Genomic DNA, 17,697 nt, shown 5'->3' on the forward strand with positions numbered 1-17,697 from the left:
CGCGCCCGGCGGCTGGCCGGCGGGGCAGGCCTGGCCACCTGCCGACGCGCGTCCCGTCCCGGCCGAGGAGCTCGACGGACAGCTGATCGCCGCCGGTTACGGGGACGGGGCGGCGAGCCAGGGCATCGACGCCGTCTGGGTCCGGGGCCGGGAGGTGTACGCCGAGGTCACGCTCCCGCCGGCGCTGCGCACCGAGGCCGGCCGATACCGGCTGCATCCGGCCCTGCTCGACGCGGCGCTGCGGGCCGCGACCGCAGTCGGGCCACCGGCGGCCGGCCCATCCGCCGCCGCACCGGGTCAGGTGATGGTGCCCTCGGCCTGGACGGGTGTCACGGTGCGATCCCCGGGTGCGGCGCGGCTGCGGGTCCGGGCCGTGCCCACCGGCGGCGACGAGGACGGGCTCACCCTCACCCTTCATGCCGCCGCCCCGCCGCCGGTGGACGACGATGGCGTGGGCGACATAGTGGCGACGGTCGAAGCCGTGGTGTCACGGCCGATCGCCGAGGACAGGGTGGCGGCCCTCGCGGGAGGCGGCCCGCGCTCGCTGTTCCGGCTCGCGTGGATCCCGCTGTCCGCGCCGACGGCCCCGCAGCCGTCCCCCTCCCCGGGCGAGGCCGCCGGGTCATCACCCGCGGCAGCCCTGTCCGCGGTCTCGGGCGGGGTGCTGGACCTGACCGCCGCGCCGCTCTCCGCCGAGCCCGGCGCGGCCCGCGCGCTGACCGCCCACGCGCTCGAGTGGCTGCGGGAACGCCTCCAGCAGGACACCGCGCCGACGCCCGGAGCGCCGTTGGTGGTGCTGACCCGGCACGCCGTCGACGCTGCCCACCCCGACGAGGCCGTCGCCGACCCGGGCGCGGCCGCGGTCTGGGGACTGGTGCGCGCGGCCCAGACGGAGCATCCCGGCCGGATCATCCTGGTCGACACCGACGAGGTCGGTCCCGACTCCGCCGGCTGGGGCACCGCCGGTCCCGACTCCGGGAGCCTCGCGACGGCGGTGGCCGCGGCGGTCGCCGCACGCGAGCCGCAGGTCGCCGTTCGGTCGGGACGGCTGCTCGTACCCCGTGTCGTCCCGATCAGCGGGTCGGCCGCGGCAGTCCCGGCGGCGGCGAGCGGCCCGGAGGTGGCCGAGCCGCCTCGCCCCACCCTCGCCGACGGGACGGTCCTCATCACCGGGGGGACCGGCACCCTGGGGGCGCTGGTCGCCCGGCACCTCGTCCGGACGCACGCGGTGCGCGACCTGCTGCTGCTCAGCCGGCGCGGCCTCGCCGCGCCCGGGGCGCCGGCTCTGGTCGCCGAGCTGGCCGAAGTGGGAGCCCGAGCGCGGGTGGCGGCCGTCGACGCGGCCGACCACGACGCGATCGCCGCACTGCTCGCCGAGATCCCGCCGGCGCGTCCGCTGACCGCCGTCGTGCACACCGCCGGAACCATCGACGACGGCGTGCTGGCCGCCCAGACCGCGGACCGGCTGGCGACGGTGTTCCGGCCGAAGGCGGACGCGGCCTGGAACCTGCACCGGCTGACCGCGGGGATCGACCTCGCCGCCTTCGTGCTCTTCTCCTCCGGGGCGGGTGTGTTCGGGGGCGCCGGGCAGGCGAACTACGCGGCGGCCAACGGCTACCTCGACGGCCTGGCGCGGCTGCGCCGCGGCCTCGGCCTGCCGGCGGTGTCGGTCGCCTGGGGGCTGTGGGCTCGGGCCAGCGGCCTGACCGGCGAGCTCGACGCCGCCGACCACGCCCGGTTGGCACGTGAGGGTGTGCGGGCGCTGCCGGACGAGGAGGCCCTGGCCCTCTTCGACGCCGCCGTGCGCGCCGCCGGTGCGCCGGCCGTTTCGGCCGTTTCGGCTGTGCCGGCCGTGCGGGATCGCCCGGCTGCGCCGGCCGGCGCGGGTGGTACCGGCGACGCGGGGCCCGGGACCGCGCTGCTCGTGGCCACCGGCTTCGCCGAGGCGGCGTTGCGCCTCCAGGCCGCCGAAGGCCGGCTGCCCGCGTTGTTGCGCGAGCTGGTCGATGCGTCGCCGGCCCGTCGCGTCGCCCGGCCGACGCTGCGTGCGCGGTTGGCCGGCCTCGCACCCGGCGAGCGCGACCGGCTCCTGCTGGAGCTGGTGCGTGGCCACGCGGCGACGGTGCTGGGCCATCGGGAGCCCGCCGGCGTCGCGGCGAACCGGGCGTTCCGCGAGCTGGGGGTGGACTCGCTGGCCGCCGTCGAGCTGCGTAACCGGCTGGCCGCGGAGGCCGGCGTCGCGCTGCCGGCGACCGTGGTGTTCGACCATCCGAGCCCGCTGGCGCTCGCCGAGTGGCTCGCCGCCGAGCTCGCGCCTCCGGGCCCGGGCGAGGCGGACAGCGAGGCGGCAGCCGGGGCCGGGCGCCCAGCCCCGCCGGTCACGGTCGGTGCCGACGCCGGTGCCTACGCCGCGGCCGCGGTGGACCTGATCGCCGCGATGGACGCCGACGCCCTGATCGCCCGCGCGCTCGGCCGGGCGCGCTGAGCCGCCCGGTCCCCGCCCGACTCGGAGGGAGCCCCCATGACGACATCCCGTGACCTGCCCGCCGACACACTCGGCACTGCCCGGACCGCCTGGACCGCCCGCGCCGCCCGGACCGCTCGGACCGCTCGGACCGCGGCGGGTCCCCGATGAGCGCGCAGGCCGGGCGGGCGGAGCCGGCCCACGAGGACGGCGAGGCGGACGTGCTGATCGTCGGCTACGGCCCGGTCGGGCAGGTCACCGCGATCCTGCTGGCCGCCCGCGGTTGGCGGGTCACCGTCCTCGAACGCTGGCCGGCGCCGTACCCGCGGCCGCGGGCGGTCTCCTTCGACGGGGAGTCGGCGCGCATCCTCGCGCTGGCCGGGATCGGACCGGCGCTGGGCGTGTTCGGTGAACCGGCGCGGGACTACACCTGGCGTAACGCGGCTGGTGAGGTGCTGCTGCACGTCGACGTCGCCGAGCACGGCTATTTCGGCTGGCCCGACGCGACGTCGATGTACCAGCCGGCGCTGGAGGAGGCGCTGGCCCGACGCGGCGCCGACCTGCCCGGCCTGCGGGTGCTGCGCGGCCAGCGGGTGGTCGGCCTGACGGACCGGGGCGGGCATGTGGAGCTGGAGACCGTCGACGACGCGGGCACGGGGGCCGTCGATCCGCCTGCCGGCGCTCGGCGGCGCTTTCGGGCTCGCTGGGTCGTCGGGTGCGACGGGGCGAACAGCGTGGTGCGGACGGCGGTGGGCGCGCCGATGACCGATTTCGGCTACTTCAACGACTGGCTGACCTGCGACGTCGTCCCGCACGAACCGGCCGTGTACGAACCGAACAATCTCCAGATCTGTGATCCGGCCCGCCCCCGCACCGCGGTGTCGGCGGGCCCGGGCTATCGCCGCTGGGAGTTCATGCGCCTGCCGGCGGAATCCGTCGAGGATTTCGGCCGGCCGGAGACGGCCTGGCGGCTGCTGAGCCTGTTCGGCCTGCGTCCGGACAACGCCACCCTGCTCCGCCACGCCATCTACACCTTCCAGGCCCGATACGCCGATCGGTGGCGCATCGGGCGGGTGCTGCTCGCCGGGGACGCGGCGCACCTGATGCCGCCGTTCGCGGGGCAGGGCCTGTGCTCGGGATTTCGCGACGCGGCGAACCTGGCCTGGAAGCTCGATCTGGTGCTCGGCGGGAACGCGTCGGCGGACCTGCTGGACACCTATTCCACCGAGCGCGTCCGCCACGTCCGCTACGCCGTCGACGCCTCGATGAACCTGGGGCAGGTGATCTGCCAGACCGATCCGTCGGCCGCGCGGGACCGCGACCAGATCATGATCGCCATGCGGCGGCGGGGTCTGCGCCGCGACGATGCCCGGTCCGCCGTGCAGCCGTTGACCGAGGGCTTCCTGCGCGGCGCGGGCACGCCGCCGCCGAACCCTGCAGGGGTCGCGGTGGGCGGCCTCCTGCCCCAGGGCCGGGTCCGCCTCGGAACGACGACCGGGCTGTTCGACGACCTCGTCGGACCCGGCTTCGTCCTGCTCACGACCGACCCGCTCGACAACCTGCTGGGAGCCGACGCGCGGGCGGCCTTCGCGGGCCTGGGCGGGCGCGTGGTGCGGATCGTTCCCGGCACCGACCCGAACGGTGAGACCGCGCCCGACGGCCTCACCGACGGCGGGCTTACCGACGGCGGGCTTACCGACGGCGGGCTCACCGACGGCGGGCTCACCGACGCGGGAGCCACCCCGGCCGGTGCGGCCACCGCTGTCGGCGGTGTCACCGTCGCCGACGTCGACGACGTCTATCTCCCCGCCCTGGCCGCCGCCGGCGCCACCACGCTGCTGGTCCGGCCCGACTTCTATCTCTTCGGCGCGGTCCGGCCGGCCGACGGCGATGACTCCGCCGAGCGGCTGGTGGAGGACCTGCTGGCGGGCCTGCGCGACCCGGGCGTGGTGCGCGGTGACGCCGCGGCGAGCGCCGGGCGGCGGTGACCCCGGAAAAAGAATCACCTCATCGACTGGCGCGGGAAGCCCGGACTAACGGAGATGCGGATGACCGAGAAAGGTAGCGCGCAGGCCTCGTCCTTCGGGTCGGGGTTAGCGCGTCAACTCGGCCGTCAAGGCGGCGGTCGGGTGTTGTATTCTGCCGCTTATGGGGAGTCGGGTGGTGAAGCTGGCATACAGGTACCGCTTCTACCCGAATCCGGAACAGGTAGAGAACCTCGCGAGAACTTTCGGCTGTGTGCGCTATGTGTACAACCGCGCGTTGGCCGAACGGCACCGCGCCTGGACCGAGGAGCGGCGCCGGGTCGGTCATGCCGAGACCGACCGAATGCTCACAGCGTGGAAACGCGAGCCGGATACGCGGTGGCTCGCCGAGCCGTCGAAAGGGCCGCTGCAGGCGGCACTGCGGTATCTCCAGGTCGCGTATGTGAACTTCTGGGAGAAGCGGGCGGGCTACCCGACGTTCAAGAGGAAAGGAAAGACCACCGATTCCGCGACCTACTTCCGGAACTGTTTCACCTTTCGGAATGGTCGGATCACGCTGGCGAAGCAGGATCGGCCGTTGGACATCGTGTGGTCTCGTCCGTTGCCGGCTGGTGCGGTGCCGTCGCGGGTCACGGTGTCCCGGAACAGCCGTGGCCAGTACCACGTCTCGATCCTGGTCGAGGAGACGATCCCCGCCCTGCCGCCGTCGGCGGGACGGGTGGGGGCGGACGCGGGGATCACCAGTCTGGTCACGCTGTCGACCGGGGAGAAGGTCGCCAACCCGAGGCACGAGCGGCGGGATCGGGAACGGCTCGCCCGCGCCCAGCGGGCGCTGTCCCGCAAGGCGCGGGGTTCGGCGAACCGGGCGAAGGCCCGGGCTCGGGTCGCCCGGGTCCATGGTCGGATCGCGGACCGGCGCCGGGATCATCTGCACAAGCTGTCCACGAGGATCATCCGCGAGAACCAAACGGTGGTCATCGAGGATCTGGCGGTGCGGAACATGGTCCGGAACCGTTCCCTGGCCCGGGCGATCTCCGACGCGTCGTGGTCGGAGTTGCGGCGGATGTTGGAGTACAAGGCCGGCTGGTACGGCCGGCGGGTGATCGCGGTCGACCGGTTCTACCCGTCATCGAGGACGTGTTCGGTGTGCGGGGCGGTCGTGGACAGTCTGCCGTTGAACGTTCGGGAGTGGGCCTGCCGCTGCGGTGTGGTGCACGACCGGGACGTGAACGCGGCGCGGAACATTCTGGCCGTGGGGCTCACGGTGTCAGCCTGTGGAGACGGAGTCAGACCACTCCGCTCCTAGAGCAGGGAGGCGTCTGTCGATGAAGCAGGAAAACCCGCCCGTGAGGGTGGGAATCACCGGCCTTCAGGCCGGTGAGAATGTCAAGAACTCTGAGGACCGCCTTGTCGAGGCGCTGCGCGCGTCGCTCATCGAGAACGAGCGGCTCCAGCAGGAGAACGAGCGGCTCGCAGCGGCGTCCGCGGAGCCGATCGCGATCGTCGCGGCGGCGTGCCGGCTTCCGGGCGGCGTCGCCTCGCCGGAGGACCTGTGGCGGTTGGTGAGCGAGGGCGGAGACGGCATCTCCGCGTTTCCCGACGACCGAGGGTGGGATCTGGACACCCTGTTCGACCCCGATCCGGACAGCCCCGGCACCGCCTACGTCCGGGAAGGCGGCTTCGTGCCGGCGGCACCCGCGTTCGACGCGGAGTTCTTCGGCATCTCGCCGCGTGAGGCGCTGGCGTCGGACCCGCAGCAGCGGCTGATGCTGGAGCTGTCCTGGGAGGTCGTCGAACGGGCCGGGATCGAGCCGACCTCACTGCGGGGCCGGCGGGTCGGGGTCTTCGCCGGCGCCATGCACAGCGGGTACGCGGCTGATCCGTGGACGGTCCCGGCGGAGCTGGAGGGGTTCGTCGGCATCGGCAACACCGGGAGTGTGCTGTCCGGCCGGGTGTCCTACACCCTCGGTCTGGAAGGGCCCTCGCTGACGGTGGACACCGCCTGCTCGTCCTCGCTGGTGGCGACGCACCTGGCGGTCCGGTCGCTGCGGGCCGGTGAGTGCGAGCTGGCGCTGGCCGGCGGCGTCACGGTGATCACGATGCCGTCGGTGTTCGTGGAGGTGTCCAAGCAGCGCGGACTGGCCCCGGACAGCAGGTGCAAGGCGTACGCCGACGCCGCCGACGGCACCGGCTTCAGCGAGGGCGCCGCGGTCCTGCTGCTGGAGCGGCTCTCGGATGCCCGCCGCGCCGGCCACCGTGTGCTCGCGCTCATCCGGGAGACCGCCGTCAACCAGGACGGAGCCTCCAACGGCCTGTCCGCGCCCAGCGGTCCCGCCCAGCAGCGGGTGATCCGGGCGGCCCTCGCGGGTGCCGGGCTCTCGCCCGCGGACGTCGACGCCGTCGAGGGCCACGGGACCGGCACCAGGCTCGGCGACCCGATCGAGGCCCAGGCGCTGCTGGCCACCTACGGCCGGGACCGGCCGGCGGACCGGCCGCTGTGGCTCGGCTCGCTGAAGTCCAACATCGGCCACACCCAGGCCGCGGCGGGTGCCGCGGGGATCATCAAGATGGTCGAGGCGCTGAACCGGGGCGTGCTGCCGCGGACCCTGCACGTCGACCAGCCGTCGACCCAGGTGGACTGGGAGTCGGGGGCCGTGCGGCTGCTGACCACGCCGCAGCCGTGGCCCCAGGTCGGCCGTCCGCGCCGCGCCGGCGTGTCGTCCTTCGGGGTCAGCGGCACCAACGCGCACGTGCTCCTCGAACAGGCGCCGGCGCCCGAGCGGGCGGAGGACGTCCCGCCGCCGGCCGGGCCCCGGCTGTCCGGCGAGCACCGGCTGTCCGGCGAGGCGCGGCCGCCGGTCGAGGCTCTGCCCTGGGTGGTCAGTGGCAGGTCCGAGGCCGCGCTGCGGGCACAGGCGGCGCGGCTGGCGGCGTTCGTCCGGGAGCGGCCGCGGGCGCGCCTGGCCGACATCGGGCTGTCGCTGGCGGCGACCCGGACCAGGCTGGCCAGCCGGGCCGTGGTGGTGGCCGGCTCCCGGGAGGAGGCGCTCAACGGCCTCGACGCGCTGGCCGCCGGCGTGCCGGCACCGAACGTGGTGGCGGGCAGCGCCGACGTCGAGGGCCGCGTCGTGTTCCTGTTCCCCGGTCAGGGCGGGCAGTGGCCGGGGATGGGCGCGCGACTGCTCGACACCGCCCCCGTGTTCGCCGCGTCCGTGGCCGAGGTGGACCGCGCCCTGTCGGCGCATGTGCCCTGGTCCCTGCCGGCGGTGCTGCGCGAGGAGCCGGGGGCGCCGTCGCTGGACCGGCTGGAGGTGGTGCAGTCCGCGCTGTTCGCCGTCGCGGTGTCGACGGCGCGGCTGTGGGAGTCGTTCGGGGTGCGGCCGGACGCGGTGGCGGGCCACTCGCAGGGGGAGATAGCGGCGGCCTACATCGCCGGCGCGCTCAGCCTGGACGATGCCGTCCGCATCATCGTGCGCCGCAGCCGGATCATCGCCGACCACGTCGGCGGCGGGTCGGCGGCCGTGGCGCTGCCCGCGGAGCGGGTCGCCGAGCGGCTGCGGGACTTCGGCGGCCGGGTCGAGATCGCCGCGGTGAACAGCCCCGCCTCGGTCGTGGTCGCGGGGGACACCGGCGCCCTCGACAAGCTCCTCGACGGGTACGCCGCCGAGGGCGTGCGGGTCCGGCGCATCCGCAACGGGCGGGCCACCCACACCGCGTACGCCGAGGGAACGCGGGAGCGGCTCGCCGAGGCGCTGGCCGGCCTGGACCCACAGCCGCCGCGCGTGCCGTTCTACTCCACCTCCGACCGGGCCTGGGTGACGACGGGCGCCCTCGACAGCGCCTACTGGTACCGCAACATGCGCCAGCCGGTGCAGCTCGAGGCCGCGGTCCGCGAGCTGCTCGCCTCCGGCCACCGGGTGTTCGTCGAGAACGGTGCGCATCCGGTTCTGGCGCCCGCCGTTCAGGAGACGATCGACGACCTCGGGGGCCTGGCGGCTGTCGTCAGCGGTTCGCTGCGCCGCGACGACGGCACGGTGGCGCGGGTGCTCAGCTCGGTGGCGGCAGCGCAGGTGCGCGGGGTCCCGGTGGACTTCGGTCCGGCGTTCGAGGCGGCGGCCGCGGAGCGGATCGAGCTGCCCACGTACGCCTTCCAGCACCAGCGGTACTGGTTGACCCCCCCGTCCAGCCGGGGCCAGACCAGCCGGGAGCGGGGTGCCGCCGCCCTGCCTGTGGACGAGCCGGCCGCCACGCCGCCCGAGCGGCCCCTGCTGGCGGCGCTGGCCGCCGCGCCGCCGCCGCGGTGGCGGCAGGTGCTGATGGACGCGGTCCGCGGCCAGGCCTCCGCGGTGCTCGGGCACACCGACCCCGAGGCGGTGCCGTCCGACGGGATCTTCTTCGACATCGGCTTCACCTCGCTGACCGCCGTCGAGCTCCGCAACCGGCTCGCCGCGGCGATCGGGCAGGAGCTGCCGGCCATGCTGCTGTTCGACCACGCGACACCGGCCGAGCTCGCCGAGCACCTGGAGACCCTGCTGGCCGCCGACCTCGCCGCGCACGGGACGACCGCCGCAGCCGTGCAGGCCGGGCCCGCCGCGCAGGCCGGGCCCGCCGACGAGGAGACGCTGGAACGGGCCGAGGCCGTCCTGTCGGCCGCGCTGCGCGACGAGATCCGGCGGGACCGGGTCGCGGCGCGACTGCGGGCCCTGCTGCGCGAGCTGGACGGGCCGCACGCCGAGCTGCCCGTCTCCTGACCGACGCCGGCCCGCCCCGGCTTCCGCTCCGGCCACGCCCGCACGTCCGTGCGGCGGTCGGGCGGGCCGGCGGACCGGTGGCCCGAAAGGTGGACGACCGCACATGTTCGACGTGGACACATACCTGGCGGCCCTGGGGTACTCCGGGCCGCGTGAAGCCACCCTGGACACCCTGCGAGACCTGCACAAGCGACATCTGATCGCGATCCCGTACGACAGCGTCCTGAACCTGGGCCGGGGGGTCGACCTGTGGCGCGACGTCGACATCGACGCCGACGCCACCTTCGACGCCATCGTGGTCGGTGGCCGCGGCGGTGTGTGCTTCGAACTGAACGGCCTGTTCCGCCTGCTGCTCACCGAGCTGGGCTTCGACGTCGGGGTGTTCTCGGCGGGTGTCCGCCAGCTCGACGGCACCTACGGCCCGGACCGGGAGCACCTCTTCAACCACGTGCGCCTGGACGGCGAGCTGCTCATGGCGGACGTGGGATTCGTCGGCCCGTCGTTCCTCGAACCGATCCGGATCAGCGACGAGGCCCAGCACCAGTACGGCAACCAGTTCCGGGTGATCCAGCTCGACGGCTACCACCTCCTGCAGCGCCGCGGCCAGCGGGGCGACTGGGCCTCCACCTACCGGTTCCGCGCACAGGCCCGGAGCATCGCCGAGTGGCGTGCCCCGACACCGGACATGACGGCGTTCGCGACCCGGGCGGCGAAGGCGAGCACGGTGATCCGCGGCCGCGCGTTCGACAACGGCCAGCGAATAATGATCGGCAAGCGGTACTGCACGGTGGACGGCGGCCACGACCACATCCGCGGCATCGCCGATCCGGCCGAGCACCGCCGGCTGCTCGCCGAGATCCTGCGCACGGAAGACACGGCGGTCCGATGATCCCGCGATCAACCGATGGTTCCCGACCTGACGAGGAAGCAGCCATGGACCCGCTCAGCGAAGCCGTGCTCACCGGAGCCTCACCCGAGGAGCTGGAACGCGCCCCGGTACCGACCGAGTATCTCGCCGCGCACCTGCGCGCCGAGGACGTCGACGTCTTCCGCGGTGTCGCCGACAAGGACGTGCGCCGGACCCTGCGCCTGGGCCGCGTCCCGCTTCCCGAGCTGGCGCCGGACGAGGTGCTCGTCGCCGTCATGGCGAGCTCGATCAACTACAACACGGTGTGGTCGGCGACCTTCGAGCCGGTGCCGACGTTCGACGCGCTGCGGCGTTACGCCCGGCTCGGCGGGTGGAACGCCCGGCACGACCTGCCGTACCAGGTGGTCGGGTCGGACGCTGCCGGCGTGGTGGTCCGCGCCGGCAGCGGCGTGCGGCGCTGGCGGGTCGGCGACCACGTCGTGGTCAGCCCCATCCAGGTCGACGACCAGGAGCCGGCGACGCACGCGGACGGCATGCTCGCCGAGAGCCAGCGGGCCTGGGGCTACGAGACGAACTTCGGCGGGCTCGCGCACTACGCGGTGGTGCGCGCGAGCCAGCTGCTGCCCAAGCCCGCCCACCTGACCTGGGAGGAGGCCGCGTCGATCCCGCTGTGTGGGGGCACCGCCTACCGCATGCTCGTCAGCGACCGGGGCGCCCGGATCAAGCAGGGCGACATCGTCCTGATCTGGGGCGCCGCGGGCGGGCTCGGCTCCTACGCGGTGCAGTTCGTCCGCAACGGCGGCGGCATCCCGATCGGGATCGTGAGCTCCGACGACAAGGCGCAGCTGCTGCGGCGGCTCGGCTGCGAGCTGGTGATCAACCGCGAGGAGATCGGGCTGGGTGGGCATCCGGCCGACAACGACGAGACGATCAAGCTCGGGAAGCGGCTGGGCCGGGTCATCCGGGCAGCCCTCGGCGAGGACCCGCACATCGTCTTCGACTACATCGGGCGGGCCACCTTCGGGATCTCCGTCTTCAGCGTGCGACGCGGGGGGACGGTCATCACCTGTGGCTCGGCCACCGGCTATCAGCATGTCTTCGACAACCGCTATCTCTGGATGAACCTGAAGCGCATCATCGGCAGCCATGCGGCCAACCTGGCGGAGCAGGCCGAGACCATGCGGCTGGTCTCACTCGGCCAGACGATCCCCGCGCTGTCGACCGTCTACCCGCTGGCGGAGGTCGGCGAGGCCGCCCGGCTCGTGCAGCGCAACCAGCAGGTGGGCAAGGTGGGTGTGCTGGGCCTCGCGCCCCGCGAGGGGCTCGGGGTGACCGACGAGGCGGCGCGGGCCCGGATCGGCGTCGAGCGGCTGACCCTGTTCCGCCAGGCGGACCCGGTCAGGTCCGGCGCCGGGGCGCTCGTCGACGCGGCCTCCTGACGCATGCGGTCAGGGGCTGCCTAGGGGAGTCGCGGCCGGGCCGTCGCTGCCACGATCGGCCCATGGTCTCCTCTCCCATCCCGGCCGGCGGGCAGGCATCCCCGGTGCGGCGCGATCGGCACACGAGACGGGCGGCGCTCGGCACCGGGCTGGTCACGCTGGTGGGCGGGGCAGTGGCCAGTGCGCCCACGGCGAGCGCGGTGACGGCGGCGCAGCCCCGCCCCCAGGTCACGGTCACCGACCTCGGCGCGCCGGACCTCCTGCAGACGAGCATCATCCCGCGGATCGTCAACAACCGCGGAACGGTCGCCGCCTACGGGGCCATCGGCGGAACGCAGCCGCTCCAGGCCTTCACCTGGACCGCCGGCACGATCACCCGGCTGGAGGCGCCGACGGCCGACCCGGGCGTGTTCAGCTTCCCGGTCGGGCTGAACACCGCCGGCGCGGTCGCCGGGTACACCACGGTCGGCGGCACCCTGCACTCGCTGTTCTGGCCGGCCGGGAGCACGACCCCGACGGACATCTCCGCGCCGGGCGGCAACAGCCATCCGCTGGCCCTCAACGACGCCGGGCAGGTGCTGCTCGTCGAGGAGGGCCGGCCGGCCCTCTGGGACAACGGCGTCCGCACCGTGATCGCGCCGTTCCCGGAGACCACCGCGGTGGGCCTGAACGCCGCGGGCCAGGTGTTCGGCACCGGCCGCCAGGGTGACCAGCCGGACCGGGCCTTCGTCTGGAGCCCGTCCGGCACCGTCGACGTCGGGCCGTTCGGCTCGACCACGACCGTCACCGGCCTCAACGACCGGGGCCAGCTCGTCGGGTACGGCGCGGTCGCGTCGGCGGGGCAGCGCACGCACGGCTTCGTGTGGACGCCCGCCGCCGGTGGCCGTCCGGCGAAGCTGACCGACATCGGCACCCTCGCCGGGCTGGAGACCGAGGCGCACGCCGTCAACAACGCGGGCGTCGTCGTCGGTCGCAGCGCCACCCCGACGGGCTGGCACGCGGTCTCCTGGGCGAACGGCCGGCTCACCGATCTGGGCGTGCTCGTGCGCGGGAAGCCCAGCCAGGCGCTGGCGCTCAACGAGACCGGTGACGTCGTCGGGTGGGGCACCGCCGCGGACAACCGCCAGCATGCCGCTCTGTGGCGGGGCGGCCGGGCGATCGACCTCGGCCTGCCGGCGGGCTTCGTCCTGACCTACGCGATCGACGTCAACGACGACGGCCTGGTGCTCGGCTACGGCATCCACGAGAACGGGTCCGTGCACGGCTTCGTCTGGTCGGTGACGCGCTGAGATCCGGACGACGGTGGCGGCGGGCACGCCCGGGCCGGGGACGGACAGGGGATGAACTGGGGTGAGCGTGGCGCTGGGCAGCCGCTATTTTCCGACTATGGCGGTCACTTTCGACGAGAAAGCCCAGGCCCTGCTGGACGCGGCCAACCTGCCGGTTGTCGCCACCGTGAACGCGGATGGAAGTCCGCACTCGTCCATCGTGCTCATGAAAAGAGCGGAACACGTCCTCTACTTCCCGGTCCACCGGAACCGCCGTACGGAACGCAACATCTCGCGTGACCCCCGGGTGAACATCTCCCTCTACGACCTCGGGGATCCGTACACGTCCATCGAGATCCGCGGGCTGGCGGAGGTCCTCCCCGAGGGCGGGAACGACCTGGCACACGAGCTGATCCGCCGCTACATGAACGAACGGCACGACCTGGACGATCCCACCCGGGTCGCCGTCCGGGTAATACCGCAGAAGGTCATTCATTTTCCCGACCCCGCGAGGACCGTCCCGAAAAGATTCAGGCTCGACGAGTTCGGCCGCGACGCCGGCGCGCCGTTCTGAGCAGCACGCGAGAAGCAAGACGCGAGAACGGTGCGGTGCGGTGCCGTCGTGACGGAGAATGGTTGAGGACGTGGCACGTTACAGTCTTGGACGGCTCCTGCAGGGCGTCTTCGTGATCTGGGCCGCCTACACCCTGTCGTTCGTGGTGCTCTACGCGCTGCCCGGCGACCCGGTCGCCATCATGATCGGGCCGAACAACGCGTACACGCCCGAGGACTTCGCGGCGCTCCGGCACGATCTCGGCCTGGACCGCTCCCTGCCGGTGCAGTACCTGACCAGCCTCGGCGACCTGGTGCGGGGTGACCTCGGCCGGTCGGTGCAGTCCGGCCAGCCGGTCACCTCGCTGATCGCCGACGCGCTGCCGCCGACCGCCCTGATGGCCGGGCTCGGGCTGGCGCTCGGTGTGCTGCTCGGGGTCGGGCTGGCCCTCGCGACGAGCCTCACCCGGCTGTCCTGGCTGCGCCAGGTGCTGCTGTCGCTGCCCCCGCTGGGGGTGGCGGTGCCCGGGTTCCTCATCGGGCTGGTTCTGTTGCAGTGGTTCTCGTTCTCCTGGCACCTGTTCCCGGCGATCGGCAACGAGGGCTGGCGCAGCCTGGTCCTGCCCGCGCTGACGATCTCGCTGCAGCCCGCCGCGGTCATCGCCCAGATCCTCACCCGCAGCCTCGACCACGAGCTGCGGCAGAACTACATCGGCACCGCCCGGGCCAAGGGCGCGAGCCCGCTCCGGGTCAACGTCCGGCACGCGCTGCGCAACGCCGCGCTGCCCGCCCTGACCATCGCCGGCCTGCTCGTCGGCGGCCTGCTGGCGGGGGCTGTCGTCGCAGAGGTGATCTTCTCGCGCAGCGGGCTCGGCCAGATCGCGCAGAACGCGGTGAGCCTGCGGGACCTCCCGGTGGTGCAGGGCGTCGTTCTGCTCGGCTCGGTCGTGTTCGTCCTCATCAACCTGCTGGTCGACCTGCTCTACCCGATCCTTGACCCCCGGATCGCGCGCACCCGGCAGGCGCCTCGGGGTACGTCCGCGCCGGTGACCCTGACCACCTGACCCGTCAGCGGCGAAAGAACGGAAAAGTGGAAGAGGAGTTCGTCACGTGAAGTTCATCGGCCTGGTCGCCCTCGCGCGGGGACCGGAGCTGTCCACCGGCCGGGTGCCCACCGAGTCGGAGGTGTTCCGCCGTGCCATCGACACGGCGGTCTTCTTCGAGGAACTCGGCTTCGACGGATTCGGGATCGGCGAGCGGCATCATCCGCCGTTCCTGGCGACCGCGCCGACGGTCGTGCTCGGCTACATCGCGGCCGTCACGTCGAGGATCCGCCTGTTCACCGGCGTGACGCTGCTGTCCGTCCTCGACCCCGTGCGGGTCGCCGAGGACTTCGCCACCATCGACCACCTGTCCGGCGGCCGGATCGAGCTGATCATCGGCAAGGGGGCCGGCCCGGACCAGACGGAACTGTTCGGGCTCACCCGGGAGCAGGCACGCGACGCCCTCACCGAGAAGTTCCGGCTGCTGCACCGGCTGTGGACCGAACGCGGGGTCACCTGGTCCGGGACCCTGCGCCCGGACCTGCACGACGTCACCACGCTGCCGCGGCCGCTGCAGAGCGGGCCCCCGCACGGCCGGCCGCGGATCTGGCACGGCAGCAGCACGAGCACCGAGTCGGTCGACCTCGCCGCCGAATACGGCGACCCGGTGATGTTCTCCAACGCGTCGGCCCCGACCGAGGAGTACGCCTGGCTCGCCGAGCGGTACGCGAAGAAATGGGACGAGTTCGGCCGCGAACCCGCGGCGCGCCACACCGGCGCCGGCACCCCGGCGCTCTACACCGCCCGCACGTCCCAGCAGGCGCTCGCCGACTACCGGCCGGTCTACGAGGCGCGGCTGCGCGCGCAGGGCGGCATCCCGGCGCTGCCCCGCTTCCCCACCCTGGAGGACTTCGCCGAGCGGGGCCCGGCGCTCGTCGGCAGCCCGGCCCAGATCATCGACAAGGTGCACCGGGACGCCGAGCACCTCGGTCACACCTCGCTGATCTTCAGCACCGAGCCGGAGGGCCTTGCGGAGGCCCGCTGGCGGGAGAGCCACGAGATCTTCGCGAGCGAGGTCGTGCCGGAGCTGCGCCGGTCGATCCCGGACCCGCCCTGGCCGTCGACGCCGTCGACGCCCGCGACACCGTGAGCGCAGCCGGCTACCGGATCGCCGTCGACGTGGGCGGCACCTTCACCGACCTGGTGCTGCGCCGGCCGGACGGCGGCGAGGTGATCCACAAGACCAGCTCCACCCCGGCCGACCCGACCGACGGCTTCGTCGCCGGCCTGCGCGGGCTCGCCACCGCGGAGGGCCTGGACCCGGGCACCCTGCTCGGCCGCACGGACCTGATCGTGCACGGCACCACCATCACGACGAACGCCCTGATCACCGGCCGGCACGCGCGGACGGGCCTGCTGACGACCGACGGCCTGCGCGACGTCATCCTGGCCCGGCAGGGCAGCCGGGAGGACCAGTTCGACTCGCGGGCCAGGCCGCTGCCCCACCTGGTGCCGCGCCACCTGATCCGTACCGTGCGCGGGCGCGTCGACCGCACCGGGACGGTGGTGACCCCCCTGGCCGAGGTGGACGTGCGTGCCGCGGCCCGGTGGTTCGCCGAGAGCGGGGTGGACGCGGTCGCCGTCAGCTTCGTGTTCTCCTTCCTCAACGACGCGCACGAGCGGCGGGCCGGCGAGATCCTGGCCGAGGAGCTGCCCGGGGTGTTCGTCACGCTCGCCGCGGGGCTGGTGCCCGAGGTACGGCTGTTCGAGCGCACCACGACCGCCGTGCTCAACGCCTGCGTCGGCCCGGTGCTGCGGGACTACCTCGACCGGCTGGCCCGGCGGCTGGCCGGCCTGGGCTACCGGCGCCCGGTGCTGCTCGTGCAGTCGGCCGGCGGCGTGATCAGCCTGGACGGGGCCGCCCAGCGCCCGGTGGAGACCTTGCTCTCTGGCCCGGCGGCGGCACCGGCCGCCACGGCGCGGATCGTCCGTGCCCTGGGCGTCACCGACGCGATGACGGTCGACATGGGCGGCACCAGCTTCGAGGTCAGTGTCTCCCACGACGGCCGCACGGAGACGACGAGCCGGGGGCAGGTCGCGGGACATCCCGTGTGCCTGCCCATGCTCGACATCAGCACGATCGGGGCCGGTGGTGGGTCGGTGGCGTGGGTGACGCCCGGCGGCATGCTGCGGGTCGGCCCGCGCAGCGCCGGAGCGGTGCCCGGCCCCGCCTGCTACGGCCGGGGCGGCGACGAACCGACGGTCACCGATGCCGACCTGCTGCTCGGCTACGTCGACGGACGGGGATTCGGCGACGGGCTGGCCCTGTCCCGCGCCGCGGCCGAGCGTGCCGTCGGCGCGCTCGCCGGGCGGCTCGGAATCGGGCTGACCGAGGCCGCCGCCGGCGTCTTCCAGACCGTCAACGCCGCCATGGCGGACAGCCTGCGGCTGGCGACCGTCCGCCGCGGGCTCGACCCGCGCCGCTTCGCGCTGGTCGCGGCTGGCGGCGCAGGCCCCGTCCACGCCGCCGCCCTCGCCCGGGAGCTGGGAATCGCGCTGGTCGTGGTGCCGCCGGGAGCCTCGGTGCTGTGTGCCCGGGGGATGCTGCACGCCGATCTCGTCCGTTACGGTGTGCACTCGCTGGCCGGGCGGGGGGAGCGGCCGGAGGCCGGGGTGTTCGACGCGGCCTTCCGCCGGCTGGCCCGCGAGGCCGTCGAGGACCTGGGCGTCGCGCGGACGGAGGACGCGGAGCAGGCCGGCGGCGAGCCGGACCGGGGGCCCGCGGTGAGCCCGGTGTCGTTCACGCGGTTCGCCGATCTGCGTTACGTCAACCAGGTGTACGAGATCTCGGTGCCGTTCGCGGCGGACCTCGAGGCGGATCTCGAGGCCGGGGGCGCGGGTTCGCCCGAGCCGGCCCGCACCGACGCCGCCGCGGTCGACGCGGTGCTCGCCCGGTTCCATGAGCTGCACGAACAGCGCTACGGCTACGCGCAGCCGGGCGTGCCGGTCGAGGCCGTCAACCTGCGCCTGCTCACCCGGGCGCCCACACTGGGGGGCCTGGCACCCGTGCATCCCACATCCCCTTGCCCGGCGCCCCCGACTCGGGCACCCGTGGCACCCGCCGTGCCGGCCGGCCGCCGGGAGGCCTGGTTCGACGGCCGGTACCAGAAGGTCGACGTGTACCAGGCCGAGACGCTGGCGGCGTACGGCCGGCTGGCCGGCCCCGTCCTGGTGGAACAGGCGAACACCACGGTCGTGGTGCCCCCGGACTTCGCGGTCGAGCGGGTCGGCGACGGCACACTGCTGCTCCATCCCGTGCAGGCGTGA

11 protein-coding genes are annotated in these 17,697 nt (G+C 74.1%); all 11 read left to right on the forward strand.

Going from position 1 to position 17,697, the window contains the following annotated elements; genetic code table 11:
• On the forward strand, window positions 1–2,485 hold a 2,485-nt coding region (locus FREUN1FDRAFT_RS19880; RefSeq protein WP_006541946.1), incomplete at its 5' end, for a type I polyketide synthase.
• Window positions 2,486–2,631: 146 nt separating this feature from the next.
• Entirely contained in the window at window positions 2,632–4,452 is a 1,821-nt protein-coding gene (locus FREUN1FDRAFT_RS19885; protein WP_006541948.1) for a bifunctional 3-(3-hydroxy-phenyl)propionate/3-hydroxycinnamic acid hydroxylase, read from the forward strand.
• Window positions 4,453–4,612: 160 nt separating this feature from the next.
• Window positions 4,613–5,755 (forward strand): RNA-guided endonuclease TnpB family protein, encoded by a 1,143-nt coding sequence (locus tag FREUN1FDRAFT_RS19890; RefSeq protein WP_035952502.1) that lies wholly within the window; start codon window positions 4,613–4,615, stop codon window positions 5,753–5,755.
• Window positions 5,756–5,774: 19 nt separating this feature from the next.
• Window positions 5,775–9,200, forward strand: a complete 3,426-nt coding sequence (locus FREUN1FDRAFT_RS19895) for a type I polyketide synthase (RefSeq protein ID WP_006541950.1) — start codon at window positions 5,775–5,777, stop codon at window positions 9,198–9,200.
• A 103-nt stretch (window positions 9,201–9,303) separates the two neighbouring features.
• On the forward strand, window positions 9,304–10,089 hold the full coding sequence (locus tag FREUN1FDRAFT_RS19900; protein ID WP_006541951.1) for an arylamine N-acetyltransferase: 786 nt from the start codon (window positions 9,304–9,306) through the stop codon (window positions 10,087–10,089).
• Between the two features lie 44 nt (window positions 10,090–10,133).
• Window positions 10,134–11,507: a crotonyl-CoA carboxylase/reductase gene (gene ccrA / locus FREUN1FDRAFT_RS19905; protein ID WP_006541952.1), complete on the forward strand. Its 1,374-nt coding sequence runs from the start codon at window positions 10,134–10,136 to the stop codon at window positions 11,505–11,507.
• A 62-nt stretch (window positions 11,508–11,569) separates the two neighbouring features.
• Window positions 11,570–12,796 carry a hypothetical protein gene (locus FREUN1FDRAFT_RS19910; RefSeq protein ID WP_006541953.1) on the forward strand — a complete coding sequence of 409 codons (1,227 nt, stop codon included), beginning with the start codon at window positions 11,570–11,572 and terminating at the stop codon, window positions 12,794–12,796.
• Window positions 12,797–12,857: 61 nt separating this feature from the next.
• Window positions 12,858–13,349: a PPOX class F420-dependent oxidoreductase gene (locus FREUN1FDRAFT_RS19915; protein WP_006541954.1), complete on the forward strand. Its 492-nt coding sequence runs from the start codon at window positions 12,858–12,860 to the stop codon at window positions 13,347–13,349.
• A 70-nt stretch (window positions 13,350–13,419) separates the two neighbouring features.
• Window positions 13,420–14,391 carry an ABC transporter permease gene (locus FREUN1FDRAFT_RS19920; protein ID WP_035952505.1) on the forward strand — a complete coding sequence of 324 codons (972 nt, stop codon included), beginning with the start codon at window positions 13,420–13,422 and terminating at the stop codon, window positions 14,389–14,391.
• Window positions 14,392–14,437: 46 nt separating this feature from the next.
• The gene (locus tag FREUN1FDRAFT_RS19925) at window positions 14,438–15,520 is read left to right on the forward strand and encodes an LLM class flavin-dependent oxidoreductase (protein ID WP_006541956.1); all 1,083 of its coding nucleotides are present in this window, start codon (window positions 14,438–14,440) and stop codon (window positions 15,518–15,520) included.
• Window positions 15,517–17,697 carry a hydantoinase/oxoprolinase family protein gene (locus tag FREUN1FDRAFT_RS19930; protein ID WP_006541957.1) on the forward strand — a complete coding sequence of 727 codons (2,181 nt, stop codon included), beginning with the start codon at window positions 15,517–15,519 and terminating at the stop codon, window positions 17,695–17,697. The genes FREUN1FDRAFT_RS19925 and FREUN1FDRAFT_RS19930 overlap by 4 nt, the downstream gene beginning before the upstream one ends.

Source organism: Parafrankia sp. EUN1f, assembly GCF_000177675.1.
Taxonomy (GTDB): Bacteria; Actinomycetota; Actinomycetes; order Frankiales; family Frankiaceae; genus Parafrankia.